Source organism: Geomonas diazotrophica (assembly GCF_018919385.1).
Classification (GTDB): domain Bacteria; phylum Desulfobacterota; class Desulfuromonadia; order Geobacterales; family Geobacteraceae; genus Geomonas; species Geomonas diazotrophica.
In genome coordinates this window covers 209,178-229,261 of the sequence record NZ_JAHLMF010000008.1, presented here as the reverse complement: position 1 = coordinate 229,261, position 20,084 = coordinate 209,178, and the positions used below count along the sequence as shown (strand labels likewise).

Below are 20,084 nucleotides of genomic sequence, written 5' to 3'. Positions count from 1 at the left end.
GAACGCGCCCGGCGCTGTCAAAGCTCCGGCACACGAAGATCGATACGGGATATTGCCATGAAGAAAAATCTGACCCATCTGCAGCAATTAGAAGCCGAAAGCATCCACATCATCCGCGAGGTGGTGGCCGAATTCGACAACCCGGTGATGCTCTATTCCATCGGCAAGGACTCCGCGGTGATGCTGCACCTGGCCCGCAAGGCCTTCTACCCGGCCCCGCCGCCGTTTCCGCTTTTGCACGTGGACACCACCTGGAAGTTCCGCGACATGATCGAGTTCCGCGGCCGGATGGCCAAGGAGTCGGGCATGGAGCTCCTGGTGCACGTGAACGAGGATGGTGTGAAGAAGGGGGTCTCTCCCTTCACCCACGGCTCCGCGCTCTACACCGACGTCATGAAGACCGAGGGGCTCAAGCAGGCACTGGACAAATACAAGTTCGACGCTGCCTTCGGCGGTGCGCGCCGCGACGAGGAGAAGTCCCGGGCCAAGGAACGCATCTTCTCCTTCCGGAGCGCGCACCACCGCTGGGATCCCAAGAACCAGCGCCCCGAGCTTTGGAGCCTGTACAACACCCGCATCAAGCCGGGCGAGAGCATCCGGGTCTTTCCGCTCTCCAACTGGACCGAGCTGGACATCTGGCAGTACATCCACCTGGAAGAGATCCCCATAGTGCCGCTCTACTACGCGGCGGTGCGCCCGGTGGTCGAGCGCGACGGCATGCTGATCATGGTCGACGACGACCGGCTGGAGCTTAAGCCTGGCGAGAAGGTCGAGTACAAGCCGGTCCGCTTCCGCACCCTTGGCTGCTATCCGCTGACCGGTGCGGTCGAGTCCGAGGCCGACACGCTCCCCGAGATCATCCAGGAAATGCTGCTCACCCGCACCTCCGAGCGCCAGGGGCGCCTGATCGACCACGACCAGGCCGGTTCGATGGAGAAGAAGAAACAGGAAGGGTACTTCTAATGGCACATCAATCAGAACTGATCGAGAAAGATATCCTTGCCTACCTGAAGAGCCAGGAGGAGAAGTCGCTGCTTCGTTTCATCACCTGCGGCAGCGTGGATGACGGCAAGAGCACCCTGATCGGGCGGCTTTTGTGGGACTCCAAGATGGTCTTCGAGGACCAGTTGGCGGCGCTCGAAGCGGACAGCAAGAAGGTCGGGACGCAAGGGGGCGCCATCGACTACGCGCTCCTTCTGGACGGTCTGCAGGCGGAAAGGGAGCAGGGGATCACCATCGATGTCGCCTATCGCTTCTTCTCCACCGACCGGCGCAAGTTCATCGTGGCGGACACCCCGGGGCACGAGCAGTACACCCGCAACATGGTGACCGGCGCCTCCACCGCCAAGGTCGCCGTGATCCTGGTCGACGCGCGCAAGGGGCTGTTGACCCAGACCCGCCGTCACAGCTTCCTGGTCTCCCTGGTGGGGATCAAGCACATCGTCCTTGCCATCAACAAGATGGATCTGATCGGCTACGACGAGGAGAAGTTCCGCGCCATCGAGGCTGACTACCGCGAGTTCGCCGCGCCGCTCGGCTTTACCAGCATCACCGCGCTCCCCATTTCCGCGTTGAACGGCGACAACATCATCGAGAAAAGCGGCGAGACCCCCTGGTACCAGGGGCCGCCCCTTTTGCACTTCCTGGAGACGGTTCAGGTCGAGGACGACCGGGACGAGCAGCCTTTTCGCCTCCCGGTGCAGTGGGTTAACCGCCCCAACCTCGACTTCCGAGGTTTCTGCGGCACCGTCGCCTCCGGCACCATCCGTCCCGGCGACGAGATCAGGGTTGCCTCCTCGGGGCAGACCAGCAAGGTTGCCAGGATCGTCACCTTCAACGGCGACCTCGACGAGGCTGTGGCGGGACAGGCGGTGACGCTCACCCTCGAGGACGAGATCGACATCAGCCGCGGTGACATGCTGACCCGTCCCGAGGCGCCGCCGCTCTACACCAGGCATCCCGAGGCGCACCTGGTCTGGATGCACGACGAGCCGCTGCAGCCCGGGCAGCTCTACCTGGTGAAGACCGCGACGGGGGTGACGCCGGGCCGGGTGACCGCAGTGCAGTACGCGGTGGACGTGAACACCCTGGAGCAGAAGCAGGTCGCCACGCTGGGGCTGAACGAGATAGGCCTCGCGCGGATAGAACTGGACCGCCCGGTTTCCTTCGATCCGTACGGCGCCAACCGCGACACCGGCAGTTTCATCCTCATCGACCGGTTCACCAACGCGACGGTGGCGGCAGGCATGGTGCTGAACGCTCCCGACGAATCGCAGCGGGCGCATCTCTCCGCAGGCGAGAGTAACCCCTGGGCTCCCCGGCGCATCACCCTCGACGCAGTGGCCGCCACCAACCTGAACCTGGTCGACCTCACCGAGGAGAAGGGGCTTTTCATCCTCGATCTCGCGCAGAGCATCCGCGACTACCTGGACAAGGGGAATCGCATCCTGATCCGGCTGCGGGATCTCTCCCAACTGGAGCCGGTGGCGCAGCTGGCCTACGAGAATGAGCTTGCTTTCGAGTTCGACCGAAGCGGCGACGGCGTGAGCATCCTCCTCTTCAAGCGCGGCACAACCCCGCTGAAGGGGTACGGCGACGACGGCACCGGCATCTAGCGATGCAAACGAAGAGGCCAAGGAGCGAAACATTGCCCCTTGGCCTCTTTTGCGTTATCTTCTGCCAGTCCGACGTCCGACCGGCCTGCCGGGGCACTGCCGGCGGCATCAGCCAGAATACCCGAGGCAACCATGAATCCTGTCTATCTCGACTACAACGCGACCACCCCGGTAGACCCGGCGGTGGTCGACGAGCTCCTTCCTTTTCTCACCACGCACTTCGGCAACCCTTCCAGCAACCACCCTTACGGCAAGGCAGGCAAGGAGGCGGTGGAGCTGGCGCGGGGGAGGGTGGCGGCGGCGGTTGGCTGCACCCCCGGTGAGGTGATCTTCACCAGCGGCGGGACCGAGTCCGACAACCAGGCCCTGATCGGGACCGCCTTCGCCAACCGGGAGCGCGGCAACCACATCATCACCTCGGCGGTGGAGCACCCCGCGGTGCTCAAGCCGCTTAGCTGGCTGGAGGAACAGGGCTTCGCCGTGAGCTGCCTGCCGGTGGACGGCGCGGGGATGGTCGATCCCGACGAGGTCCGCAAGGCCATCACCGGCCGGACCATACTGGTGAGCATCATGCACGCGAACAACGAGGTGGGCTCGATCCAGCCCCTGGCCGAGATCAGCGCCATCACCAGGGCGCGCGGGATCCTTTTGCACAGCGATGCGGCACAGTCGGTGGGGAAGATCCCGACCCTGGTGGACCAACTGGGAGTCGACCTACTCACCGTCGCCGGGCACAAGCTCTACGCGCCCAAAGGGATCGGTGCTTTGTATATCCGCAAAGGGGTGCGCGTGGCTCCCTACCTGCACGGGGCGGGGCATGAAGGGGGATTGCGGGCCGGGACCGAGAACGTCCCGTACATGGCGGCCCTTGGCAAGGCGATGGAACTGGCAGCTGAGCGTATCGCCGCCGGCGAGCCGGGCCAGGTGGAAGCTTTGCGGGATCGCCTGCACGCGCAGCTCCAGGAACTGGCAGGCGGGGTGGTCCTGAACGGGCCGGAAAAGGAGCGCCTCCCCAACACGTTGAACGTAAGCTTCGAGGGCGTTGTGGGGGCGGACCTCCTGGCGCGCCTGCCCGAGATCGCCGCCTCCACCGGTGCCGCCTGCCACGACGGCAAAGGGGAGCTCTCCGGCGTGCTGAAGGCGATGGGACTTTCCCGCGCGCAGGGGTTCGGCGCGGTGCGGCTGAGCCTTGGTCGTCTTACCACCGCCCAGGATGTGGACCGTGCTGCCGCTCTCATCGCAGCCAAGGTGAAGGAGATTCGCATCTCGTGATCATCACCCGCGCAGACCGCTCCGATGCCGCCGAAATCCTTGTGCTGCAAAAGGTCGCCTACCTGAGCGAGGCGGCCATCTACAATGACTACGCCATCCCGCCGCTCACCCAGACCCTGGAAGAGCTGGCCGACAGCTTTTCGCGCAACACCGTCTTGAAGGCGGTCGAGGACGGGAAGATCGTGGGGTCGGTAAACGGCAGGATGAGCAAGGGGCGCTGCCTGATAGGACGGTTGATGGTGCACCCGGAAAGGCAGGGGAGGGGGATCGGAGCGGCCCTGATGCAGGCCGTCGAGGCCGCCTTTCCCGAAGCCTCCTGTTACCGGCTCTTCACCGGCGAGAGGAGCGATAGCAACATCCGCCTGTACCAAAAACTGGGCTACCGGATCTTCGACAGGAAGGAGATCCCCGGCAGCTTCGCCATCGTCTTCATGGAAAAGCCGGCGGAGCATCTCCCCTAGCACCCGCTATTCGAGCCGGGTGAGGTAGGCGTCCCTGGCAAGCCACAGTTCTTCCATCCGGTACATGTGCCAGTGGTCGTGCATGAGGATGTGCCTAACCAGGATGTACAGCGAGTAAGCCTCGTATTCCGGATGGGTCCCGGTCCTGCACCACGTTTCCTGGTCCAGTCCTTTCAGAAGCTCCAACTGCTGCAAGCGGCAGGTTCTGAACCGCTCCAAAGCTTCCGCCATTTCCAACCGTGCCGGGGTGTCCGGTTCCTCTTCTCCTTTGCCGGGCAGGTACGGGATGAACTCGGGATGCTCCTCTTTCAGAAAACGCTCGATCCTCTGCAGCAGCATGGGCTGCACCTCGGCCAGGTGACTGACATGCTCGGCTACGGTCCAGAAACCTTTGCCCCTTCTCAGGTCCAGTTTCTGCCGCGGAATGCTGTCGACGAACTCTGACAGGATAGTCGGGGCTCTTTTGAGGGAATCGAGGAGATCGGGGATGTCACGCATAGCTTCCTCCCTGCGTACCGTGGGCGGACATCGATGCCGCCCTACGGGCTTCATGTCCCTGAATTGATGACATGGAAACTAGAAAGGTACTAGATACTGTCGGTGTGAGCAACTGCGTTATGTATTGATGCCATCAGGACCTTCGGCAAGGCCTATGCCCACCGCGTCTGCATCGGTTGCCACGAGCCCGAGGGGGCAAGATGGAAGGCCCCATCACTTGCGAAGGGAGCCATCAGACCTCTTGAGCCGGGCAGTAAATCAAAAAGGATCGAATTGATCTTTTTATGTTGACTTGTACCGTCGCGACAGTGTATGAGTAGATAACTTCTATTTCGGGAAAGGAGATCAGGCTATGTGGACCTCTAAGTTTGCTATTCGCCCTGTATCGCACTGCAAAGAAGGTTGCAGAATTTAGCCCGTCTCCCACGAGGCGGGCGTCCCTTACCCAAAGAGCCCCGGCAGCAATGCCGGGGCTCTTTGTATTTTGTGTCCTGCTTAGGCGATCCCGATCGCCATCAATGCGGCCAGGGTGACGCCGCTCACGGCGAGCCAGAGCGTCACGCCTTGGAGCATGGGGCGCAAACCGACCCTCCTGAAGACCTCCCTGCTCAGCCCCAGCCCCACGAAGAACAGTGAAATCCTGAGGCTGTGTTTCGCAAGCGCGGCGACATGGTCCCACAGAGCTCCATACGCCGGGAGTGCGGTCCTAATGGTTGCGGCAAGAAGGAAACCGATGATGAAAAGCGGTATGCTGATCCTCTCCCGCGCTCCTCTCTGCAGCGCGAACCCAAGCACCACCGGCGTAATCCACATGGCGCGGGTGAGCTTGACGGTGGTGCCGATTTTAAGGGCCTCAGCCCCGTAGGCGGAGGCCGCACCAACGACACTGCTGGTGTCATGGATAGCAAGGCCGGCCCAGGTTCCAAAAGTATCCTGCCTGAGGCCGAGCAGGTGTCCGACGAGTGGGAAGAGTAGCAAAGCGACCGCATTGAGGGTGAAGACGGTGCCTAATGCGACTGCGGTCTCGTCGTCCCTGGCCTTGAGCACCGGAGCCATCGCGGCTATCGCGCTGCCGCCGCAAATGGCAGTCCCCGCTGAAATGAGCATGGAGGTGTTGCTGTCGGTCCCGAACACTTTCCCCAGCAGGTACCCGGTGATGAGCGTTCCGGCGATACCGAAGACCGTGTAAAGCAGGCTTTGTTTCCCCGTCTGCATGACCGCCCCGATCTCCAGACCGAAGCCAAGCCCCACCACGGAGAGCTGCAGGGTGATCCTGCTCAACCGTGACGTGAGCTGAAGCCATGGGTTCCCCAACATGAGGGCGAAGGCGATACCAAGTGCCAGCGCGAACCCTGTGCCGCCCCAGGGTGCCGCGACTGCCACGAGACAAACTACCAATGCCATCTTCACCACCGCTGCCCTCTTCATTCTCCCCTCCCGCATGTGGAAATATGAGTGGATAATATCCCTCTTGCTATATAAATAAAAATTAGTAATATATGCCTCTAGCATCAATTAGACTTATGTTTTGGGGGCGGTCGTGACTATTACGCTCAGGCAGTTGGAGATCTTCGAGAAGGTGGCCGTGTGTGGGCAGGTGACGCAAGCGAGCATTCAGCTGTTGCTAACCCAGTCGGCGGTAAGCATGGCGCTCGCCGAACTGGAGAGGTTGGCGGGTGCGCCGCTGTTCGAGCGCTCCGGGAGGCGGTTGTTCTTGAACGATCGCGGCCGGCAGTTGCTCCCCGAGGCCCGCGAGGTGCTGTCCAGGGTGCGCAGGATGGAGCAGTTCCTCGAAGATTCGATCGGGACGCCGGTGGGGTCGTTGATTGTAGGTGCGAGTACGACCATCGGCAACTACCTGCTCCCTGCCATGGTTGGTGAGTTTTCGCGTCTTTACCCCGGCGCGAAGCCGCTTTTGCGGGTGGGCAATGCTCTTCAGATCGAGCAGGGGGTCGAGTCGGGCGAACTTGACCTTGGCCTCATCGAGGGGCTACAGCACCTCCCGTCTCTCATGGCCATTCCGTGGAGGCGGGACGAACTCGTCCTGATCGTGGGAAAGGGGCACCCCTGGGCATCGCTGGGGCGCGCGACCCCGGACATGCTCAGGGACGCGGCCTGGATCATGAGGGAAAAGGGATCCGGAACCCGGGAGATCTTCGAGACTGCCATGGAGAGGGGGGGGGTAAACTACGCCGTCGCTCTTGAACTGGGGCACACGGAGGCGGTCAAGAAGGCCGTGGAGGCTGGGTTGGGCGTAGGATGCCTCTCCCGAATGGCAGTGCAACGAGAGCTTGATCAGGGGTGGCTATTCGAGGTGGCCAATCCGGTAGATCTGCAGCGCACTTTGTTGATCGTGACGAGGAAAAACGACTACCGAAGCACCCTGATGCAAGCTTTCCTAGCCCTTCTGGAAGGCAATCAGGAGCTTTAGACACACAAGGAATTGCTCCCTTTGCCGTAACCCTTCAGGGGAGCGAGAAATAGAAGGTGGCGCCCTTGTCCTGTTCGCCTTCCGCCCAAACCTGGCCTCCGTGTCGCTTGATGATCCTATCCACCGTCGCCAGGCCTATGCCGAAGCCCCCTGCACGCTGTGCCCCGGGCAGACGCCTGAAGGGGACGAAAATCTCCTTCGTTTGCGCCATATCGAAGCCGATACCGTTGTCCCTGACATAGAAAACGGCCTCGCCTTCACGCATGCTGCTGCCGAATTCGATCAGCGTCTCCTTGCGCTCAGCAGTGTACTTCCAGGCGTTACCGAGCAGGTTTGCCAGGACCGCCCTGAGCAGCTGGTTGTCCCCCCGGGCCGAGAGTCCCGGCGCTATGGTGAACCTCGCCTGGCGCTGCGGCTCCGACCGCGCCAGTTCGGCCGCAATCTCCTCAGCCTCGCGGCTGAGATCGACGGTTTCCCGCTTCGGTTTCACGTGCGCCATTTCCGCGAACTCGAGCAGGGCGTTGACCAGCTTGTTCATCTTCACCGTCCCCTCGTAGGCCTTTTGCAGGAAGTCCCTGCAATCGTCACTGAGCGTCTCGCCACAGGTCATGCTGACGGCCTGGCAGTAGCCGCTGATCAGGTTCAAGGGCTGGCGCAGGTCGTGGGCCACCGTGTAGTTGAACGCGGTGAGGTCGCGGTTGGCACTCTCCAGTTCCTCAGCCCTCGCCGACAGGGCGCGATTAAGGTCGGCGATTTTCTCCTCCAGGAGCTTGCGTTCCGTTATGTCGTCGACGATGGCAACCATGAAGGTGTCCTTGCCGGACCGGTCCTGCACCATCGAGACGGTCAGCGAGGCCCAGACGATGACACCGTCGTGCACGTAGCGCTTTTCCAGGGAGTAGCTGCGCTGCTTTCCGGTCAGCAGGAGCTCGTGGTGCGCCCGGCATACCGGCAGGTCCTCGGGGTGGGTGAAGTCGTAGATGGTTTCCGGTGCCTTGCCGCTGCTGCACCCCGCGATGTCGCAGTACTTGTCGTTGATGCGCAGGAAGGTGCCATCCAGTGCCACGTGCCCGATGCCTACTGCAGCTTGGTCGAACGTGGCCAGGAGGCGCTGCTCGCTTTGCCGCAGTAGTTCGTTCTGCTCGCTGAACCGGTGCTTCAACTCCCTCACCTTGATGATCCTGGTGAGAGCCGTGTGCAGTTTCGAGAAGTTGACCGGCTTGAAGACGTAGTTGCTGAAGCCGAGTTCGATGGCGCGCACCAGAAAGCTGGTGTCGCTGTAGGCGCTTACCGCTATCAGGTCGACATCCGGGTCCATGTCCCTGATGTGGCCGGCCATGGTGAGGCCGTCCATGATGGGCATCCTGATGTCCGTCACCACGACCTGAGGCCGGTGCTCCTTGAACAGGGTGAGCCCTTCGGCTCCATTTACCGCAATGAAGATCTTGAGGTGAGGGTGCTCCTCGGTCAACAGGTTCCCGATCAGCTCCCTGGCCTCTGCCTCGTCTTCCACATACAGGATGCTCGTTACCCGCTCTCTGGCCGTTGGCATGTCAAACCTCGATTCTGAATTCCGCGCCGTCACCGGTGTTTTCCACCGTCAGTTTACCGCCCATGCTCTTCTCTATGATGGCCTTGGACATGAACAGGCCGATCCCGGTCCCCTTGCCTGGTTCCTTGGTGGTGAAATAGGGATCGAAGATCTTGTCCAGGACGTCTGCGGCAATGCCTCCTGCGTTGTCCGAGATGGTCACCACGCTTTTGTCGCCTTGCCTGCTGATCCTGATCGAGACCTTTGCTTGGGGGACGGATTTCTCGCGCAGCGCATCACGCGCATTGACCAGGATGTTGATCACCACCTGCGCGTATTCGCTGCGGTAGCCCTCCGCGAACACGGGGTGGTCCGGGCTGTGCACTTCCAGCTCGATGCCATGCAGGGTTTCCCTCACCATCGACACAGCCTTGTTTATCACCTCGCCGACGTCGAAGGAGAGCTTGGTCTTGTCCGGGTTCAGATACGCGGAGAAGTCTTCGATGGTCTTAGACATGTGTTCGATGAGCTCCGTGCCGCGGCTGACACTTTTGCGCACCACCTCAACGGACAGGGAGCCCCGTTCGTAGCTCCTGGCGAGGTTCTGCAGTATGAGCCCGAGCACGTTTAGGGGCTGGCGCCACTGGTGCGAGATGTTGACCAGCATCTCACCCATGGCAGCCAGACGGTTTTGCTGCATCAGCATCTGCTCCCTGACCCTCAGTTCCTCGACCGCCCGGATCCGCTCCTCGGTCTCGCTTCTAAGGTGTTGCAGGGCGCGTTTTAGTTCCTCGGTTCGTTCCTGCACCCGCAATTCCAGGCTGTTTCTCGCCTTGCGCACCTCCTCCTCGGCCCTCTTGCGTTCCGTCATGTCCAGGGCGAAGCCGACCCCTTCCTCCGGTGCTTCCGGCAGGGTCGCCGCGCCTATCAGGACCGGGACTCTGGTGCCGTCGCTGCGGAAAAACTCCTTTTCATACGGCGTGTCCAGGCCCGTGGCCCGTAGTTCGTCCAGGGCATACTGGTCCAGCGCGTCGAATTCGGGCGGGGTAAGGTCGCTCCACTTGATCGTTCCTGCTGCCAACTCGGCACGGCTCCTCCCCAGCATCTTCAGGAAGGCGTCGTTGGCGTCCAGGATGTCCCCGTGCATGTTCCAGTAGATCAGACCGATCATGCCGGAGTCGAAGATCCGGCGCAGGCGGGCTTCCGCTTTCTTCGGCCCGGTGATGTCGAGGGTGGTCCCGATCACGCGCGTGGGCGCTCCGGCTGGATCGAAAAAAACCCGTCCCCTGGCCATGAGCCAGCGTTCCTTGCCGTCCTGAATGCCCACGGCCCGATATTCCGCCTGGTAGAAACCGTCGCTGCCGGGCTGCAGTGCCCTCTTGAGCGCTTCCTGGGCCTCCTCGCGGTCTTCCGGGTGGAGTGCCGCCAGGAACAGTTCGTAACTTTCCGTGGCCTCAGGCGCCAGCCCGAAGTTTTTCTTGGCCTGAGCCGACCAGGTGAGCTTCCCGGTCTGCGGCTCGAATTCAAAGGTGCCAAGGCCAGTGACGTTGATAGCCATCTGCAGGGTGGCCTCGTTGTAGCGGAGCTTTTCCTCGCTGCGCGCCAGTTCCTCCGACCGTTTGGCGAGTTCCCGGCTCTTTTCCTGCTCCATGCGCGCCAGTCGCACGTAATCGGCAAGGAGACCGAACAGCATGACCAGGGCCCCGATGACGACGATATTGCGGCCAAGATAGAAGGGGAGGTTGAACCAGTTCGCCCCAAGCGCGTTCATGGCGACCGACGAGGTGGCTGCCAACTGCGAGAACGCGGTGTAGGCGAAGAGGCGGTCCCCGGTGTCGAGATAGGTGGCGGCAGACACCACGGCGCTGGTAAAAAGCATCGCCGATAGGAACAGCAGCAGGGCGACCTCCGCCTCCGTGAATCTGCCGGCTATCACCATGACGGGGAGGGCGTGATCGAGCTTCACTACGGCAATACCGGCCAAGACGACGGATCCGACGGCTGTCACTGCCAGCATCCAGGCGGAACGTCCGTCACGGGGGACCGAAGTGTGCGGGGCGGCTATGATGCAGGCGGCCAAGGTGGCCATCTGCAGGTTCACCAGCCAGGGGGAAACGCTCGGCAGGGTATCGATGATGCCCCGATCTCCCGGCAGTGTCGGGAATACCAACAGGCGGAGGATGGAAAAGATGGAATGGGCCAGGTACGCGATCCCGATCCAGAAGGGGCCGGGATACCTGAGGACCTGGTGCCGCCCCAAGGCGAGGAAGGCAACACAGATGGAGCAAAGGGCGACGAAGGCATGCACCGTCGGCAGATACCACTGCACCACTTCGTACCTGGTCGCCGGAGCAAAGAAATAGACCACGACGTTGAGCAGGCCGAGGAGGGCGGCAACAATGACTATCACAGCGTAGAGGGGCCTGTCCGGCCTGTTGAATATACCGCTCCGAGAGGTCACCATGATCCGCCTTTTGGTCAATGGAGCCGCGAGTGTTAGGCTCGCACAAGGCTTGCCGGATTGCGTTGGAAGATTAAAACTCGGTAATTATATCTGGGCTGAAGAGGGAGGCAATGCGCTGAAATTCCACGGGGTCAATAGCTGCTTGCCAGGATGGCGGAAGGTGGGACGGCAGTGGGTGTGGCAGGGGCTGGGGATTTGGGTAAAAAAAAGCGGGGTCCGGCAATTTACCGGACCCCGCCTGGGTTGATGGTGGAGCTGATCAGGATCGAACTGACGACCTCTTGAATGCCATTCAAGCGCTCTCCCAACTGAGCTACAGCCCCATTGCTTCTCGCGGATCGAAGGAAGAAAAAAGAGGTTAGGCTAAAGCCCAACCTCTTGATCTTTTGGTGCCGAAGACTGGAATCGAACCAGCACACCCTTGCGAGTACTAGAACCTGAATCTAGCGCGTCTACCAATTCCGCCACTCCGGCTTGCGAGAGACCTACTTATAGCAAAGGAGGCGCTTCGGTGCAAGAAAAAAATGACTTGAATGATTAACTTTTTTGGCCGTAACCCTAAATATCGAAAAAAACGCGTGATGTAAAAAGGGGGGCTTTACGCCCCCCTCAAGATTCAGCTGTCGGTGCCTGAGGACTACTCCCTGACGTAGGTATCCATGTCGGATTCGTCGACCATAGCCATCAGCCTGGCGTACTCCGCCTCGATGGTGAGGAAGTGGTTGTGGGTCTCGTTGGCGTTCCAGAGGAAGATCTCCTTGATGCCGGGGTCGGTGATTCTCCCCGCCGTTTCCCTCAGGGCCTTCTCCAGGTGGGTTTCCTTTTCCATCGCGTACTCGAGGGCTTTCTGTTCGGTGAAATCGGAGTCGATGGCCTTCTGGATCGAGGTCACCCAAAGCGCCTCGTTCTGCGGCGGAGCGGTGATGAACTCTTCAAAGGAGCCGAGGTCGTTGCCGCGATAGGCCTTGAAGAACTGTGCAGCGTGTTCCTTCTCTTCCCGCGCCAACTGCTCGAACAACCTCTTGGCTTCCGTATCCTTCATATGCTGTGCGCCGATTTGATAGAAGTTCATCGCATTCTTTTCAGTTTGAATCGCCTGTTTCAGTGCATCTTGCATGTCTTTCATTCACACCTCCTGTTCCCTTGAATATCATTAAATCGTCGGTGTAAACATTATATGGGGTGTTCTTTGGTTGTCAACCGGACCACTTTGAGGGGGCAATGTCAGTGGGGGAGGGGAGGTGGCGAATAAAGAAGATGGAGGGCGTGTAATGCGTGAAGCATTGTCATCAAAAGGGAAAGCGGTCGCCACCAGTAGTGGTTGTAATTGGAGGGGGGGAGGTTTATGACAGGTGCCGACTGGAGAGGGAAGCATAAACAAAAAAAGCGCCCCCGCTGAAAAGCTGGAGCGCTGTGTTTGTGTGGTGCCGAAGACGAGACTCGAACTCGTACAGGCTATCGCCCGCCACCCCCTCAAGATGGTGTGTCTACCAATTCCACCACTTCGGCAAGAAGAACCCAGTTTTTATCATCTGCTGAAGCTGAAGTCAAGCGCTAAGAGCTTAGTGGCGGCACTTTTTACGATACATGCCGGGACTGGAGCAGGGAAGGGAGCTAAGCTCACGAACCGGGACGAAAAAAAGCGTCCTGTCTCGTGGAGAAGGACGCTTTCGATGTTTGGATGGTGCCGAAGACGAGACTCGAACTCGTACAGGCTATCGCCCGCCACCCCCTCAAGATGGTGTGTCTACCAATTCCACCACTTCGGCAAGAAGAACCAAGTTTTTAACATCTCTCGAAGGAGATGTCAACAGCAAATTTCTAATTAACTACTTTGCCGGAGCTGCGGGTGCCGCAGGAGCAGCGGGTGCAGTCGGGGCGGCAGGAGCCGCGGGAGCTGCCGCGTTGCCGGGCGCTGCGGGTTTGATCGGCTGCTGCAGCGGCATGCCGCCCATGGGAGCCGGCTTGGTCTTGGGTGCCTTGGACATGATGGAAGAACCGCCGCCCTTGCCGGACACGAAGGCCAGGGAGAGGGAGGTCAGCATGAAGATGACCGCAGCGTACGTGGTCAGTTTGCTCATGAAGGTGTTGCCGCCGCCCGCACCGAACACGGACTGGCTGCCGCTGGCGCCGAAGGATGCGCCCATCTCGGCCCCTTTGCCGGACTGCAGCAGAACGACAATGATGAGGGCGAAACAGACGATGACGTGCAGGGTTACCAGTAAAATAGTCATTAAAAAACTAACCTCCGAGATTGTTCAAGAGACTGCCAAAGAGACTTTTTAGCATATTTGCAAAAAATAACCAAGAGATTATTCGCCGTAACGGACGATTGAGGCGAAAGAGGCGCCCTTGAGACTTGCGCCCCCCACCAGAGCGCCGTCTATGTCAGGAGAGGCCATGAGGCCTTTGACATTGTCCGGCTTCACCGACCCGCCGTACAGTATCCTGACCTTGTCGGCGGCGGCCTGGCTGAACATTCTGGCGACCACCCCGCGCACGAAGGCATGCGCCTCCTGGGCCTGCTCGTCGGTGGCGACCTTGCCGGTACCGATGGCCCAGACCGGTTCGTAGGCGATTATCACGGGGGCGAACTGGGTTTCGGTCAACCCCTCCAGGCCACCCCGCACCTGGCGCTCCAGCACCTTGAAGGTGTCGCCCGCTTCGCGTGCATCGAGGGTTTCGCCGATGCAGAAGATGGGAACGAGGGCCCCCTTGAGCGCCGCCTTGATCTTCTTGTTCACGGTCTGGTCGGTTTCGCCGAAGTACTGCCTGCGCTCGGAGTGCCCGATGATGACGTGGCTTGCGCCGGCGTCGAGCAGCATACGCGGCGACACTTCCCCGGTGAAGGCGCCTTCCTCTTCCCAGAAAACGTCCTGGGCGGCAAGGCTGATGCTGGTGCCGGCGAGCGCGGCCGGGAGGGTGGGGAGCACGGTGAACACGGGCGCCACCACGATCTCGACGTTGTCCACCCCGGCGACCAGCGGTGCCAACTCCTCTATCAGGGCCAGCGCCTCGTCCTTTGTCTTATATAGTTTCCAGTTTCCTGCTATGACCGGTTTGCGCATCTAAGTCCCCTCCAGAAAATCAGGTTAAGGTTTAGGTTGAGGTTAAGGAAGGAAGGCGAGAGGCAGGAAGCGGCGCACAGTTCTCAACCTCAACCTTGACCTCAACCTGTCACAAAAATCAGGTTAAGGTTGAGGTCGAGGTCAAGGAAAGGGGGGAAGCTGCGCCCTTTTCTCAACCTCAACCTTGACCTCAACCTGTCTTACTTGTGCCCCTTGTCTTCCAGTACCTTGATGCCGGGGAGCTTCTTCCCTTCGAGGAGTTCGAGGAAGGCGCCGCCGCCGGTGGAGATGTAGCTGATCTTCGCGTACTCACCGGCGCGGTGCACCGCGACGTCGGTGTCTCCGCCGCCGACGATGGTGAGCGCGTAGGAGTTGGCCACGGCGGAGACCATGGCGAAGGTGCCGCGGGAGAAGGCATCCATCTCGAAGACGCCCATCGGGCCGTTCCAGACGATGGTCTTCGCGTTCTGCAGCGCCTCGGTGAAGAGAGCCACGGTGGCGGGGCCGATGTCGAGCGCCATCCACCCTTCCGGGATCTCCTGGATCGGGCAGACCTTGGTCTCGGCGGCCGGGTTGAACTGGTCGGCAACGACGCAGTCGACCGGGAGATAGAACTTGACCCCCTTGGCGCGCGCCTTCTCGTAGGTCTTCATGGCGGTCTCGATCAGGTTGTCCTCGACCAGGGACTTGCCGACGTTGTAGCCCATCCCCTTCAGGAAGGTGAAGGCCATGCCGCCGCCGATGATGATCTTGTCCACCTTGTCGCACAGGTTCTCGAGTACCTCGATCTTGCCCGAGACCTTGGCGCCACCGAGGATGGAGACCAGCGGACGGATCGGGTTCTTCATAGCCTTCTCGAAGTAGTTCATCTCGTTCTTCATCAGGAACCCGGCCGCCACCACGGGGAAGAAGTCGGTAATAGCCTCGACGGAAGCGTGGGCGCGGTGCGACACGGCGAAGGCGTCGTTCACGTACACCTCGCAGCCGTTGGCCAGGGCCTTGGCGAAGTCAACGTCGTTTTTCTCCTCTCCGGCATAGAAGCGGACGTTCTCCAGCATGACCACGTCGCCCGGCTGCATGGCGTCGATCATGGCGCGCACCTCGTCACCGATGCAGTCGGAGGCCAGCTTCACCTCCTTGCCCAAAAGCCTCGAGAGGCGTTTGGCCGCGGGGGCCATCGAGTACTTCTCCTTGCGCTCCCCCTTGGGGCGCCCAAGGTGCGAGGCGAGGACGATCTTGGCCTTCTGGTCGAGAGCGTAGTTGAGGGTCGGCAGCACGGCGCGGATCCTGGTGTCCTCGGTGATGTTCTGGTTGTCGTCCAAAGGCACGTTGAAGTCGACACGCATGAACAGCTTCTTTCCGGCAAGGCTTTCGATTTCATCGATGTAACGAATTGACATGACTCCTCCTAGACACATTAAAAATAAACGGGGGGAGAACTCTCCCCCCGCAATTTACCTTCTGTTGGCTCAGGCTACAACAGTATTTTCATGAGGCCCACGACCCTGCTGGAGAAGCCCATCTCGTTGTCGTACCAGGAGATGACCTTCACCATGTTGCCGTCGATCACCTTGGTGCAGGCCGCGTCGACGATCGAGGAGAGGGTGTTGCCGTTGAAATCGCACGAGACCAGCGGCTCTTCGCAGAAACCGAGGATCCCCTTGAGCGGCCCCTCGGCGGCGGCCTTCAGCGCCGCGTTCACCTGCTGCGCGTCGGTCGGCTTGGCGAGGGTGGCGACCAGGTCGACCACGGAGACGTTCGGGGTCGGCACGCGGATGGCCATGCCGTCCAGTTTCCCCTTGAGGGCCGGCAGCACCAGGGACACCGCCTTGGCGGCGCCGGTGGTGGTCGGGATCATGGAGAGGGCGGCGGCCCTGGCGCGGCGCAGGTCCTTGTGCGGCAGGTCCAGGATGTTCTGGTCGTTGGTGTAGGAATGGACGGTGGTGACCAGCCCCTTCTCGATGCCGAAGCTGTCCTGCAGGACCTTGGCGACCGGCGCCAGGCAGTTTGTGGTGCAGGAAGCGTTGGATACTATGTGGTGCTTGTTCTTGTCGTACTCTTTGTCGTTGACGCCCAGGACCACGGTGAGGTCCGGGTCGGTGGCGGGTGCGGAGATGATGACCTTCTTGGCACCGGCGGTAAGGTGCTGGGCGGCCTTCTCGCGTGCCGTGAACAGGCCGGTCGACTCGAGCACGATGTCGATCTTGAGGTCTTTCCAGGGGAGTTCCGCCGGGTTTCTCACCGCCAGAACCTTGATGGCCTTGCCGTTGACGATAAGCTGGTCACCGTCTACCGAAACTTCGCCGGGGAACTTGCCATGAACAGAGTCATACTTTAACAGGTGCGCCAGCGTTTTAGCATCAGTGAGGTCATTGATTGCAACAAATTCGAAATCTTGCGACTGTGCAGCAGCTCTGAGTACACAACGTCCAATACGGCCGAATCCATTAACAGCTACTCTTAAAGCCATGTCCCCCTCCTGTTAATTAAGTATTCCTTCACAATTGAAGGATACTAACAGCCGAACCGGGACCCGTCAAGATTTTATTCAAGCTTTTTCCGATCCCGTCGATAGCGACAATGGGCCTGAGCAGCGACACTTTCCGCGCTGATTCGCGTGCTTGAGCTGGAAAATTTATCGGTGAATAAATCCACATAATAATTGACTTTTTGTCGGTATATCAATTATGCTGGCGTGGCCCATGATGCGCATTTCTTTCGTCCACGCCGTTGCTGGAATAGACTATAGATGAAAATGACACTGGAAAAACGCATCTTACTGTTCTCCTTCCTGATCCTCTTCCTCACCATCTTCATTGGTTCCGGTATGGACATAATGGCGTTGCGCAAGGACCAGGTGAACGCACTCAGCCTGCGTTCCAAGGGACTTGCCGTCGCCCTCAAATCCAACATCGAGAAGGTCATCAACCTCGGTCTGGAATTGAAGGACATGACCGGTGTGTCCGAGAAGTGCCGGGAGATCATCGAAGGAAACCCGGACATCGCCTACTGCATGGTGACCGAGCTGAACGGCAAGGTGCTCTTCGCCAGCGATCCCCGCTTCATGGCCATGCCCATCCAGGAGTCCCAGAAGGAGGAGACGCGGCTCGGAGAAGAGCCGGTCTACAAGCGCCGCATCTCCATGACCGTGGACGGCTCCACCAACTCCTACTACGACAACGCCGTCATGGTCATGAGCCCCTACGGCAAGCCGCTGGCCCAGGCGCACGTCGGTTTCAGCGAGCAGGTCGTCTTCGACAAGATGAAGGGGATGGTGCTGAAGACCCTGTTCCTGCTGGCAATCTCCCTGGTCACCTCGTTCACCCTGATCATGCTCTTCATGAAGAGATACGTGATGCAGCCCATCTCCGTGCTGCTCAAGGGTGTGAAGCAGATCTCCGAAGGGGCCTTCGACACCCATATCGGCGAGGTTCAGGTCTACGAGTTCAACGAGCTTGCCCGTAACGTCAACATCATGTCCCAGTTCCTGAAGAACAGGGACGCCGAGATCAAGAAGAACTACCAGGACATGGAGCGGACCTTTGACGAGCTGCAGGCTTCCTATCGCAAGCTGGAAAAGCTCTCCACAGACCTGGAACGCTCCGAGGAGCTCTACAAGTCATTGATGGAGGACGCAAGTGACGCCATCGTGGTGATCGGGGCCGACGAGTCCATCCGCATGGTCAACAAGATGGCCGAGGAGTTCTTCGGCTACGAGGCGAAGGAACTGGTCGGGCTGCCGCTCACCAAGATGCTCCTGCTCCTGAACATCAGCAACATCCCCAAGGTGCACCGGATCTTCCGCGAGGCTGCCGAAGGGGCACACATAGCCGAGGAGATGCAGCTATCCCGGAAGGAGGGGGGCGCCATGGTCGCCATGCTGCACGCCTCCAGCATCAAGAGCGGTTCCGAGACGCTGGTGCAGGCGATCTTCCGCGACGTGACCCGCGAGCGCGAGATCATCCTGAACCTGGAGAAGAGCTCGGCCGACCTGGCCCGCCTGAACCGGATGAAAGATTCCTTCCTGGGGCTCGCCTCCCACGAACTGAAGACCCCGCTCACGGTGATCATGGGGTACTCCGAGCTGATCACCACCGACCTGGCCGACAAGGTCGACAAGACCGTCCTGGAGATGGTGGTCAACATAGCCAACGCGGCGGCGCGCCTGGACAACATCATCAAGGACATGGTCGACGTCTCCATGATCGACGAGAAGCGGCTGCAGCTGAAGGTCGAGGACATCCAGCTGAACCGCCTGATCGAGGCGTCGGTGAACGAGCTGCGCTTCTTCTTCTCCATGAGAAAGCAGGAGGTGGTGCTGAACCTCGACGAGTCGCTCCCGAGCATCCGCGGCGACGCGTTGCGCCTCATGCAGCTCCTCTCCAATATCCTCGGCAACGCGATCAAGTTCACCCCGGACGGCGGCCGCATCACGGTCTCCAGTTCGGCCAAGTACCTGCTGCGCGGACCCTCGGGACGCGGCGAAGGGCGCGAACACCACCTGTTCCTGGAGATCACCGTGACCGACACCGGCATCGGCATCGACCGCGAGGATCAGGTGCGCGTGTTCGACAAGTTCTACGAGGTGGGGAACATCCAGGAGCATTCCAGCGGCAAGGTCGCCTTCAAGGCCAAGGGGGCGGGGCTCGGGCTCTCCATCGCCAAGGGGATCGTCGACATGCACGGCGGCGAGATCTGGGTGGAGTCCACCGGCTACAACCCCGAGCGCTTCCCCGGCTCCACCTTCCACATCCTGCTCCCCGTAGCCCCCGGGTTGAACGAGGGGAGCACCGACTACAGCAGGCTTTTGCGTTAACCAAATCTCAGCAACTTCATCTTGAATCTGCCACCCAATTCCTGTATAAAAATAAGGTTTTTCTGCCGATCATGAGCCCCTTTTCGGGCTGAATCGCGCAACTTTGGAGGGATGCATGAGGCTCAGCCTCTTGGCAAGTGGCAGCAAGGGGAATTCCCTGTTTCTGGAGACCGATTCCTGCCGTTTGCTGATCGATGCCGGCCTCTCCGGTCGGGAGACCGCCATCCGGCTTGCCTCCATCGGCGTCGATGCCGCCACGCTGGACGGCATCCTGGTCACCCATGAGCACACCGACCATATCCGCAGCGTCGGCACGCTGGCCCGGCGTCTGAAAATCCCGGTGCTTGGCTCGAGCCGGATGCTGCAGGCGGCGCACCACGTGATCGGCAAGGCCGAGCTGGTCGAGTTCGAGGCGGGCGTCCCCTTCGTCTTCAAGGGAGTTTCCATCGATCCCTTCCCGGTCACCCACGACGCCTGCGATCCCGTCGGCTTCCGGATCGAGAGCGGGGAGGGGTGCATCGGCTTCGCCACCGACCTCGGCATCGCCACCCGGCTCACCCAGGAGAAGCTCAAGGGGTGCCGCGCGCTGGTGCTCGAATTCAACCACGACGAGCAGATGCTGCAGGACGGACCGTACCCCTGGCATCTCAAGCAGCGCATCCGCTCCCGCCACGGGCACCTCTCCAACGCGGAGGGGGCGAACCTTTTGGAGGAACTCCTGCATGGCGACCTGCAGGGGGTCTTTCTCTCCCATCTCTCCGAGGTGAACAACGACCCGGCGCTGGCCCTTTCCGCGGCGCGCGGACTTTTGGACCGCCAGAACCTGTGCGGCCCCGATCTCTTCCTGGGGTGCCAGCACCAGGTAAGCGGCGTATTCTCAGCGTGACTTTCGCACCCCCCTTCGCCCGGCGGAGGGGGATGCTCCTGT

General features: G+C 60.5%; 16 protein-coding genes and 4 tRNA genes. 7 read left to right on the top strand and 13 right to left on the bottom strand.

The window, feature by feature from the left end; genetic code table 11:
• Positions 1 to 57 precede the first annotated feature (57 nt).
• From cysD to KOM00_RS10985, 4 genes are all read left to right on the top strand, one after another.
• Positions 58 to 963: a sulfate adenylyltransferase subunit CysD gene (gene cysD, locus KOM00_RS11000; RefSeq protein ID WP_216498960.1), complete on the top strand. Its 906-nt coding sequence runs from the start codon at positions 58 to 60 to the stop codon at positions 961 to 963.
• On the top strand, positions 963 to 2,615 hold the full coding sequence (gene cysN / locus KOM00_RS10995; RefSeq protein WP_216498959.1) for a sulfate adenylyltransferase subunit CysN: 1,653 nt from the start codon (positions 963 to 965) through the stop codon (positions 2,613 to 2,615). The genes cysD and cysN overlap by 1 nt, the downstream gene beginning before the upstream one ends.
• Before the next feature lie 132 nt (positions 2,616 to 2,747).
• Positions 2,748 to 3,887 carry a cysteine desulfurase family protein gene (locus KOM00_RS10990; RefSeq protein WP_216498958.1) on the top strand — a complete coding sequence of 380 codons (1,140 nt, stop codon included), beginning with the start codon at positions 2,748 to 2,750 and terminating at the stop codon, positions 3,885 to 3,887.
• A complete protein-coding gene (locus tag KOM00_RS10985; RefSeq protein WP_216498957.1) occupies positions 3,884 to 4,348 on the top strand; it encodes a GNAT family N-acetyltransferase in 465 nt (154 codons plus the stop codon). The genes KOM00_RS10990 and KOM00_RS10985 overlap by 4 nt, the downstream gene beginning before the upstream one ends.
• 6 nt (positions 4,349 to 4,354) lie before the next feature.
• Here KOM00_RS10985 and KOM00_RS10980 read toward each other — a convergent pair whose 3' ends face one another.
• Together KOM00_RS10980 and KOM00_RS10975 are read right to left on the bottom strand one after the other, a co-directional pair.
• Positions 4,355 to 4,846, bottom strand: coding sequence for a DinB family protein (locus KOM00_RS10980; RefSeq protein ID WP_216498956.1), 492 nt, complete (start codon positions 4,844 to 4,846; stop codon positions 4,355 to 4,357).
• 495 nt (positions 4,847 to 5,341) lie between these two features.
• Complete coding sequence (locus tag KOM00_RS10975) at positions 5,342 to 6,274, bottom strand: YeiH family protein (RefSeq protein WP_216498955.1); 933 nt, start codon at positions 6,272 to 6,274, stop codon at positions 5,342 to 5,344.
• Between the two features lie 112 nt (positions 6,275 to 6,386).
• On the opposite strand from KOM00_RS10975, the gene KOM00_RS10970 reads away from it, so the two are divergent.
• Positions 6,387 to 7,277 carry a LysR family transcriptional regulator gene (locus tag KOM00_RS10970; protein ID WP_216498954.1) on the top strand — a complete coding sequence of 297 codons (891 nt, stop codon included), beginning with the start codon at positions 6,387 to 6,389 and terminating at the stop codon, positions 7,275 to 7,277.
• Positions 7,278 to 7,311: 34 nt separating this feature from the next.
• On the opposite strand, the gene KOM00_RS10965 is transcribed toward KOM00_RS10970, so the two are convergent.
• The 11 genes from KOM00_RS10965 to gap form a co-directional block, all read right to left on the bottom strand.
• Positions 7,312 to 8,829, bottom strand: a complete 1,518-nt coding sequence (locus KOM00_RS10965) for a sensor histidine kinase (protein ID WP_216498953.1) — start codon at positions 8,827 to 8,829, stop codon at positions 7,312 to 7,314.
• A gap of 1 nt (position 8,830) precedes the next feature.
• Positions 8,831 to 11,218: a PAS domain-containing sensor histidine kinase gene (locus tag KOM00_RS20905; protein ID WP_216498952.1), complete on the bottom strand. Its 2,388-nt coding sequence runs from the start codon at positions 11,216 to 11,218 to the stop codon at positions 8,831 to 8,833.
• Between the two features lie 301 nt (positions 11,219 to 11,519).
• Positions 11,520 to 11,595: transfer RNA gene (locus KOM00_RS10955), tRNA-Ala, on the bottom strand.
• A gap of 64 nt (positions 11,596 to 11,659) precedes the next feature.
• A tRNA-Leu gene (locus tag KOM00_RS10950) sits at positions 11,660 to 11,746 on the bottom strand.
• Between the two features lie 163 nt (positions 11,747 to 11,909).
• Positions 11,910 to 12,398 (bottom strand): ferritin-like domain-containing protein, encoded by a 489-nt coding sequence (locus KOM00_RS10945; RefSeq protein WP_216498951.1) that lies wholly within the window; start codon positions 12,396 to 12,398, stop codon positions 11,910 to 11,912.
• 296 nt (positions 12,399 to 12,694) lie between these two features.
• A tRNA-Leu gene (locus tag KOM00_RS10940) sits at positions 12,695 to 12,781 on the bottom strand.
• A gap of 173 nt (positions 12,782 to 12,954) precedes the next feature.
• Positions 12,955 to 13,041, bottom strand: a tRNA-Leu gene (locus tag KOM00_RS10935).
• A gap of 60 nt (positions 13,042 to 13,101) precedes the next feature.
• Positions 13,102 to 13,506: a preprotein translocase subunit SecG gene (secG, locus tag KOM00_RS10930; RefSeq protein ID WP_216498950.1), complete on the bottom strand. Its 405-nt coding sequence runs from the start codon at positions 13,504 to 13,506 to the stop codon at positions 13,102 to 13,104.
• 78 nt (positions 13,507 to 13,584) lie between these two features.
• Positions 13,585 to 14,340 carry a triose-phosphate isomerase gene (gene tpiA / locus KOM00_RS10925; RefSeq protein WP_216498949.1) on the bottom strand — a complete coding sequence of 252 codons (756 nt, stop codon included), beginning with the start codon at positions 14,338 to 14,340 and terminating at the stop codon, positions 13,585 to 13,587.
• Positions 14,341 to 14,540: 200 nt separating this feature from the next.
• A complete protein-coding gene (locus tag KOM00_RS10920; RefSeq protein WP_216498948.1) occupies positions 14,541 to 15,740 on the bottom strand; it encodes a phosphoglycerate kinase in 1,200 nt (399 codons plus the stop codon).
• Positions 15,741 to 15,814: 74 nt separating this feature from the next.
• Entirely contained in the window at positions 15,815 to 16,810 is a 996-nt protein-coding gene (gene gap, locus KOM00_RS10915) for a type I glyceraldehyde-3-phosphate dehydrogenase (RefSeq protein WP_216498947.1), read from the bottom strand.
• Positions 16,811 to 17,089: 279 nt separating this feature from the next.
• On the opposite strand from gap, the gene KOM00_RS10910 reads away from it, so the two are divergent.
• Both KOM00_RS10910 and KOM00_RS10905 read left to right on the top strand, forming a co-directional pair.
• A complete protein-coding gene (locus tag KOM00_RS10910) occupies positions 17,090 to 19,156 on the top strand; it encodes an ATP-binding protein (protein WP_216498946.1) in 2,067 nt (688 codons plus the stop codon).
• A 115-nt stretch (positions 19,157 to 19,271) separates the two neighbouring features.
• Positions 19,272 to 20,042, top strand: a complete 771-nt coding sequence (locus tag KOM00_RS10905; RefSeq protein ID WP_216498945.1) for an MBL fold metallo-hydrolase — start codon at positions 19,272 to 19,274, stop codon at positions 20,040 to 20,042.
• Positions 20,043 to 20,084 lie beyond the last annotated feature (42 nt).

Excerpts from the sequence above, each read along its gene's own strand:
- cysD (WP_216498960.1), top strand. The coding sequence starts at position 58 with ATGAAGAAAAATCTGACCCATCTGCAGCAATTAGAAGCCGAAAGCATC.
- cysN (WP_216498959.1), top strand. The coding sequence starts at position 963 with ATGGCACATCAATCAGAACTGATCGAGAAAGATATCCTTGCCTACCTG.
- KOM00_RS10990 (WP_216498958.1), top strand. The coding sequence starts at position 2,748 with ATGAATCCTGTCTATCTCGACTACAACGCGACCACCCCGGTAGACCCG.
- KOM00_RS10980 (WP_216498956.1), bottom strand. The coding sequence starts at position 4,846 with ATGCGTGACATCCCCGATCTCCTCGATTCCCTCAAAAGAGCCCCGACT.
- KOM00_RS10975 (WP_216498955.1), bottom strand. The coding sequence starts at position 6,274 with ATGAAGAGGGCAGCGGTGGTGAAGATGGCATTGGTAGTTTGTCTCGTG.
- KOM00_RS10965 (WP_216498953.1), bottom strand. The coding sequence starts at position 8,829 with ATGCCAACGGCCAGAGAGCGGGTAACGAGCATCCTGTATGTGGAAGAC.
- KOM00_RS10945 (WP_216498951.1), bottom strand. The coding sequence starts at position 12,398 with ATGAAAGACATGCAAGATGCACTGAAACAGGCGATTCAAACTGAAAAG.
- secG (WP_216498950.1), bottom strand. The coding sequence starts at position 13,506 with ATGACTATTTTACTGGTAACCCTGCACGTCATCGTCTGTTTCGCCCTC.
- tpiA (WP_216498949.1), bottom strand. The coding sequence starts at position 14,340 with ATGCGCAAACCGGTCATAGCAGGAAACTGGAAACTATATAAGACAAAG.
- KOM00_RS10920 (WP_216498948.1), bottom strand. The coding sequence starts at position 15,740 with ATGTCAATTCGTTACATCGATGAAATCGAAAGCCTTGCCGGAAAGAAG.
- gap (WP_216498947.1), bottom strand. The coding sequence starts at position 16,810 with ATGGCTTTAAGAGTAGCTGTTAATGGATTCGGCCGTATTGGACGTTGT.
- KOM00_RS10910 (WP_216498946.1), top strand. The coding sequence starts at position 17,090 with ATGAAAATGACACTGGAAAAACGCATCTTACTGTTCTCCTTCCTGATC.
- KOM00_RS10905 (WP_216498945.1), top strand. The coding sequence starts at position 19,272 with ATGAGGCTCAGCCTCTTGGCAAGTGGCAGCAAGGGGAATTCCCTGTTT.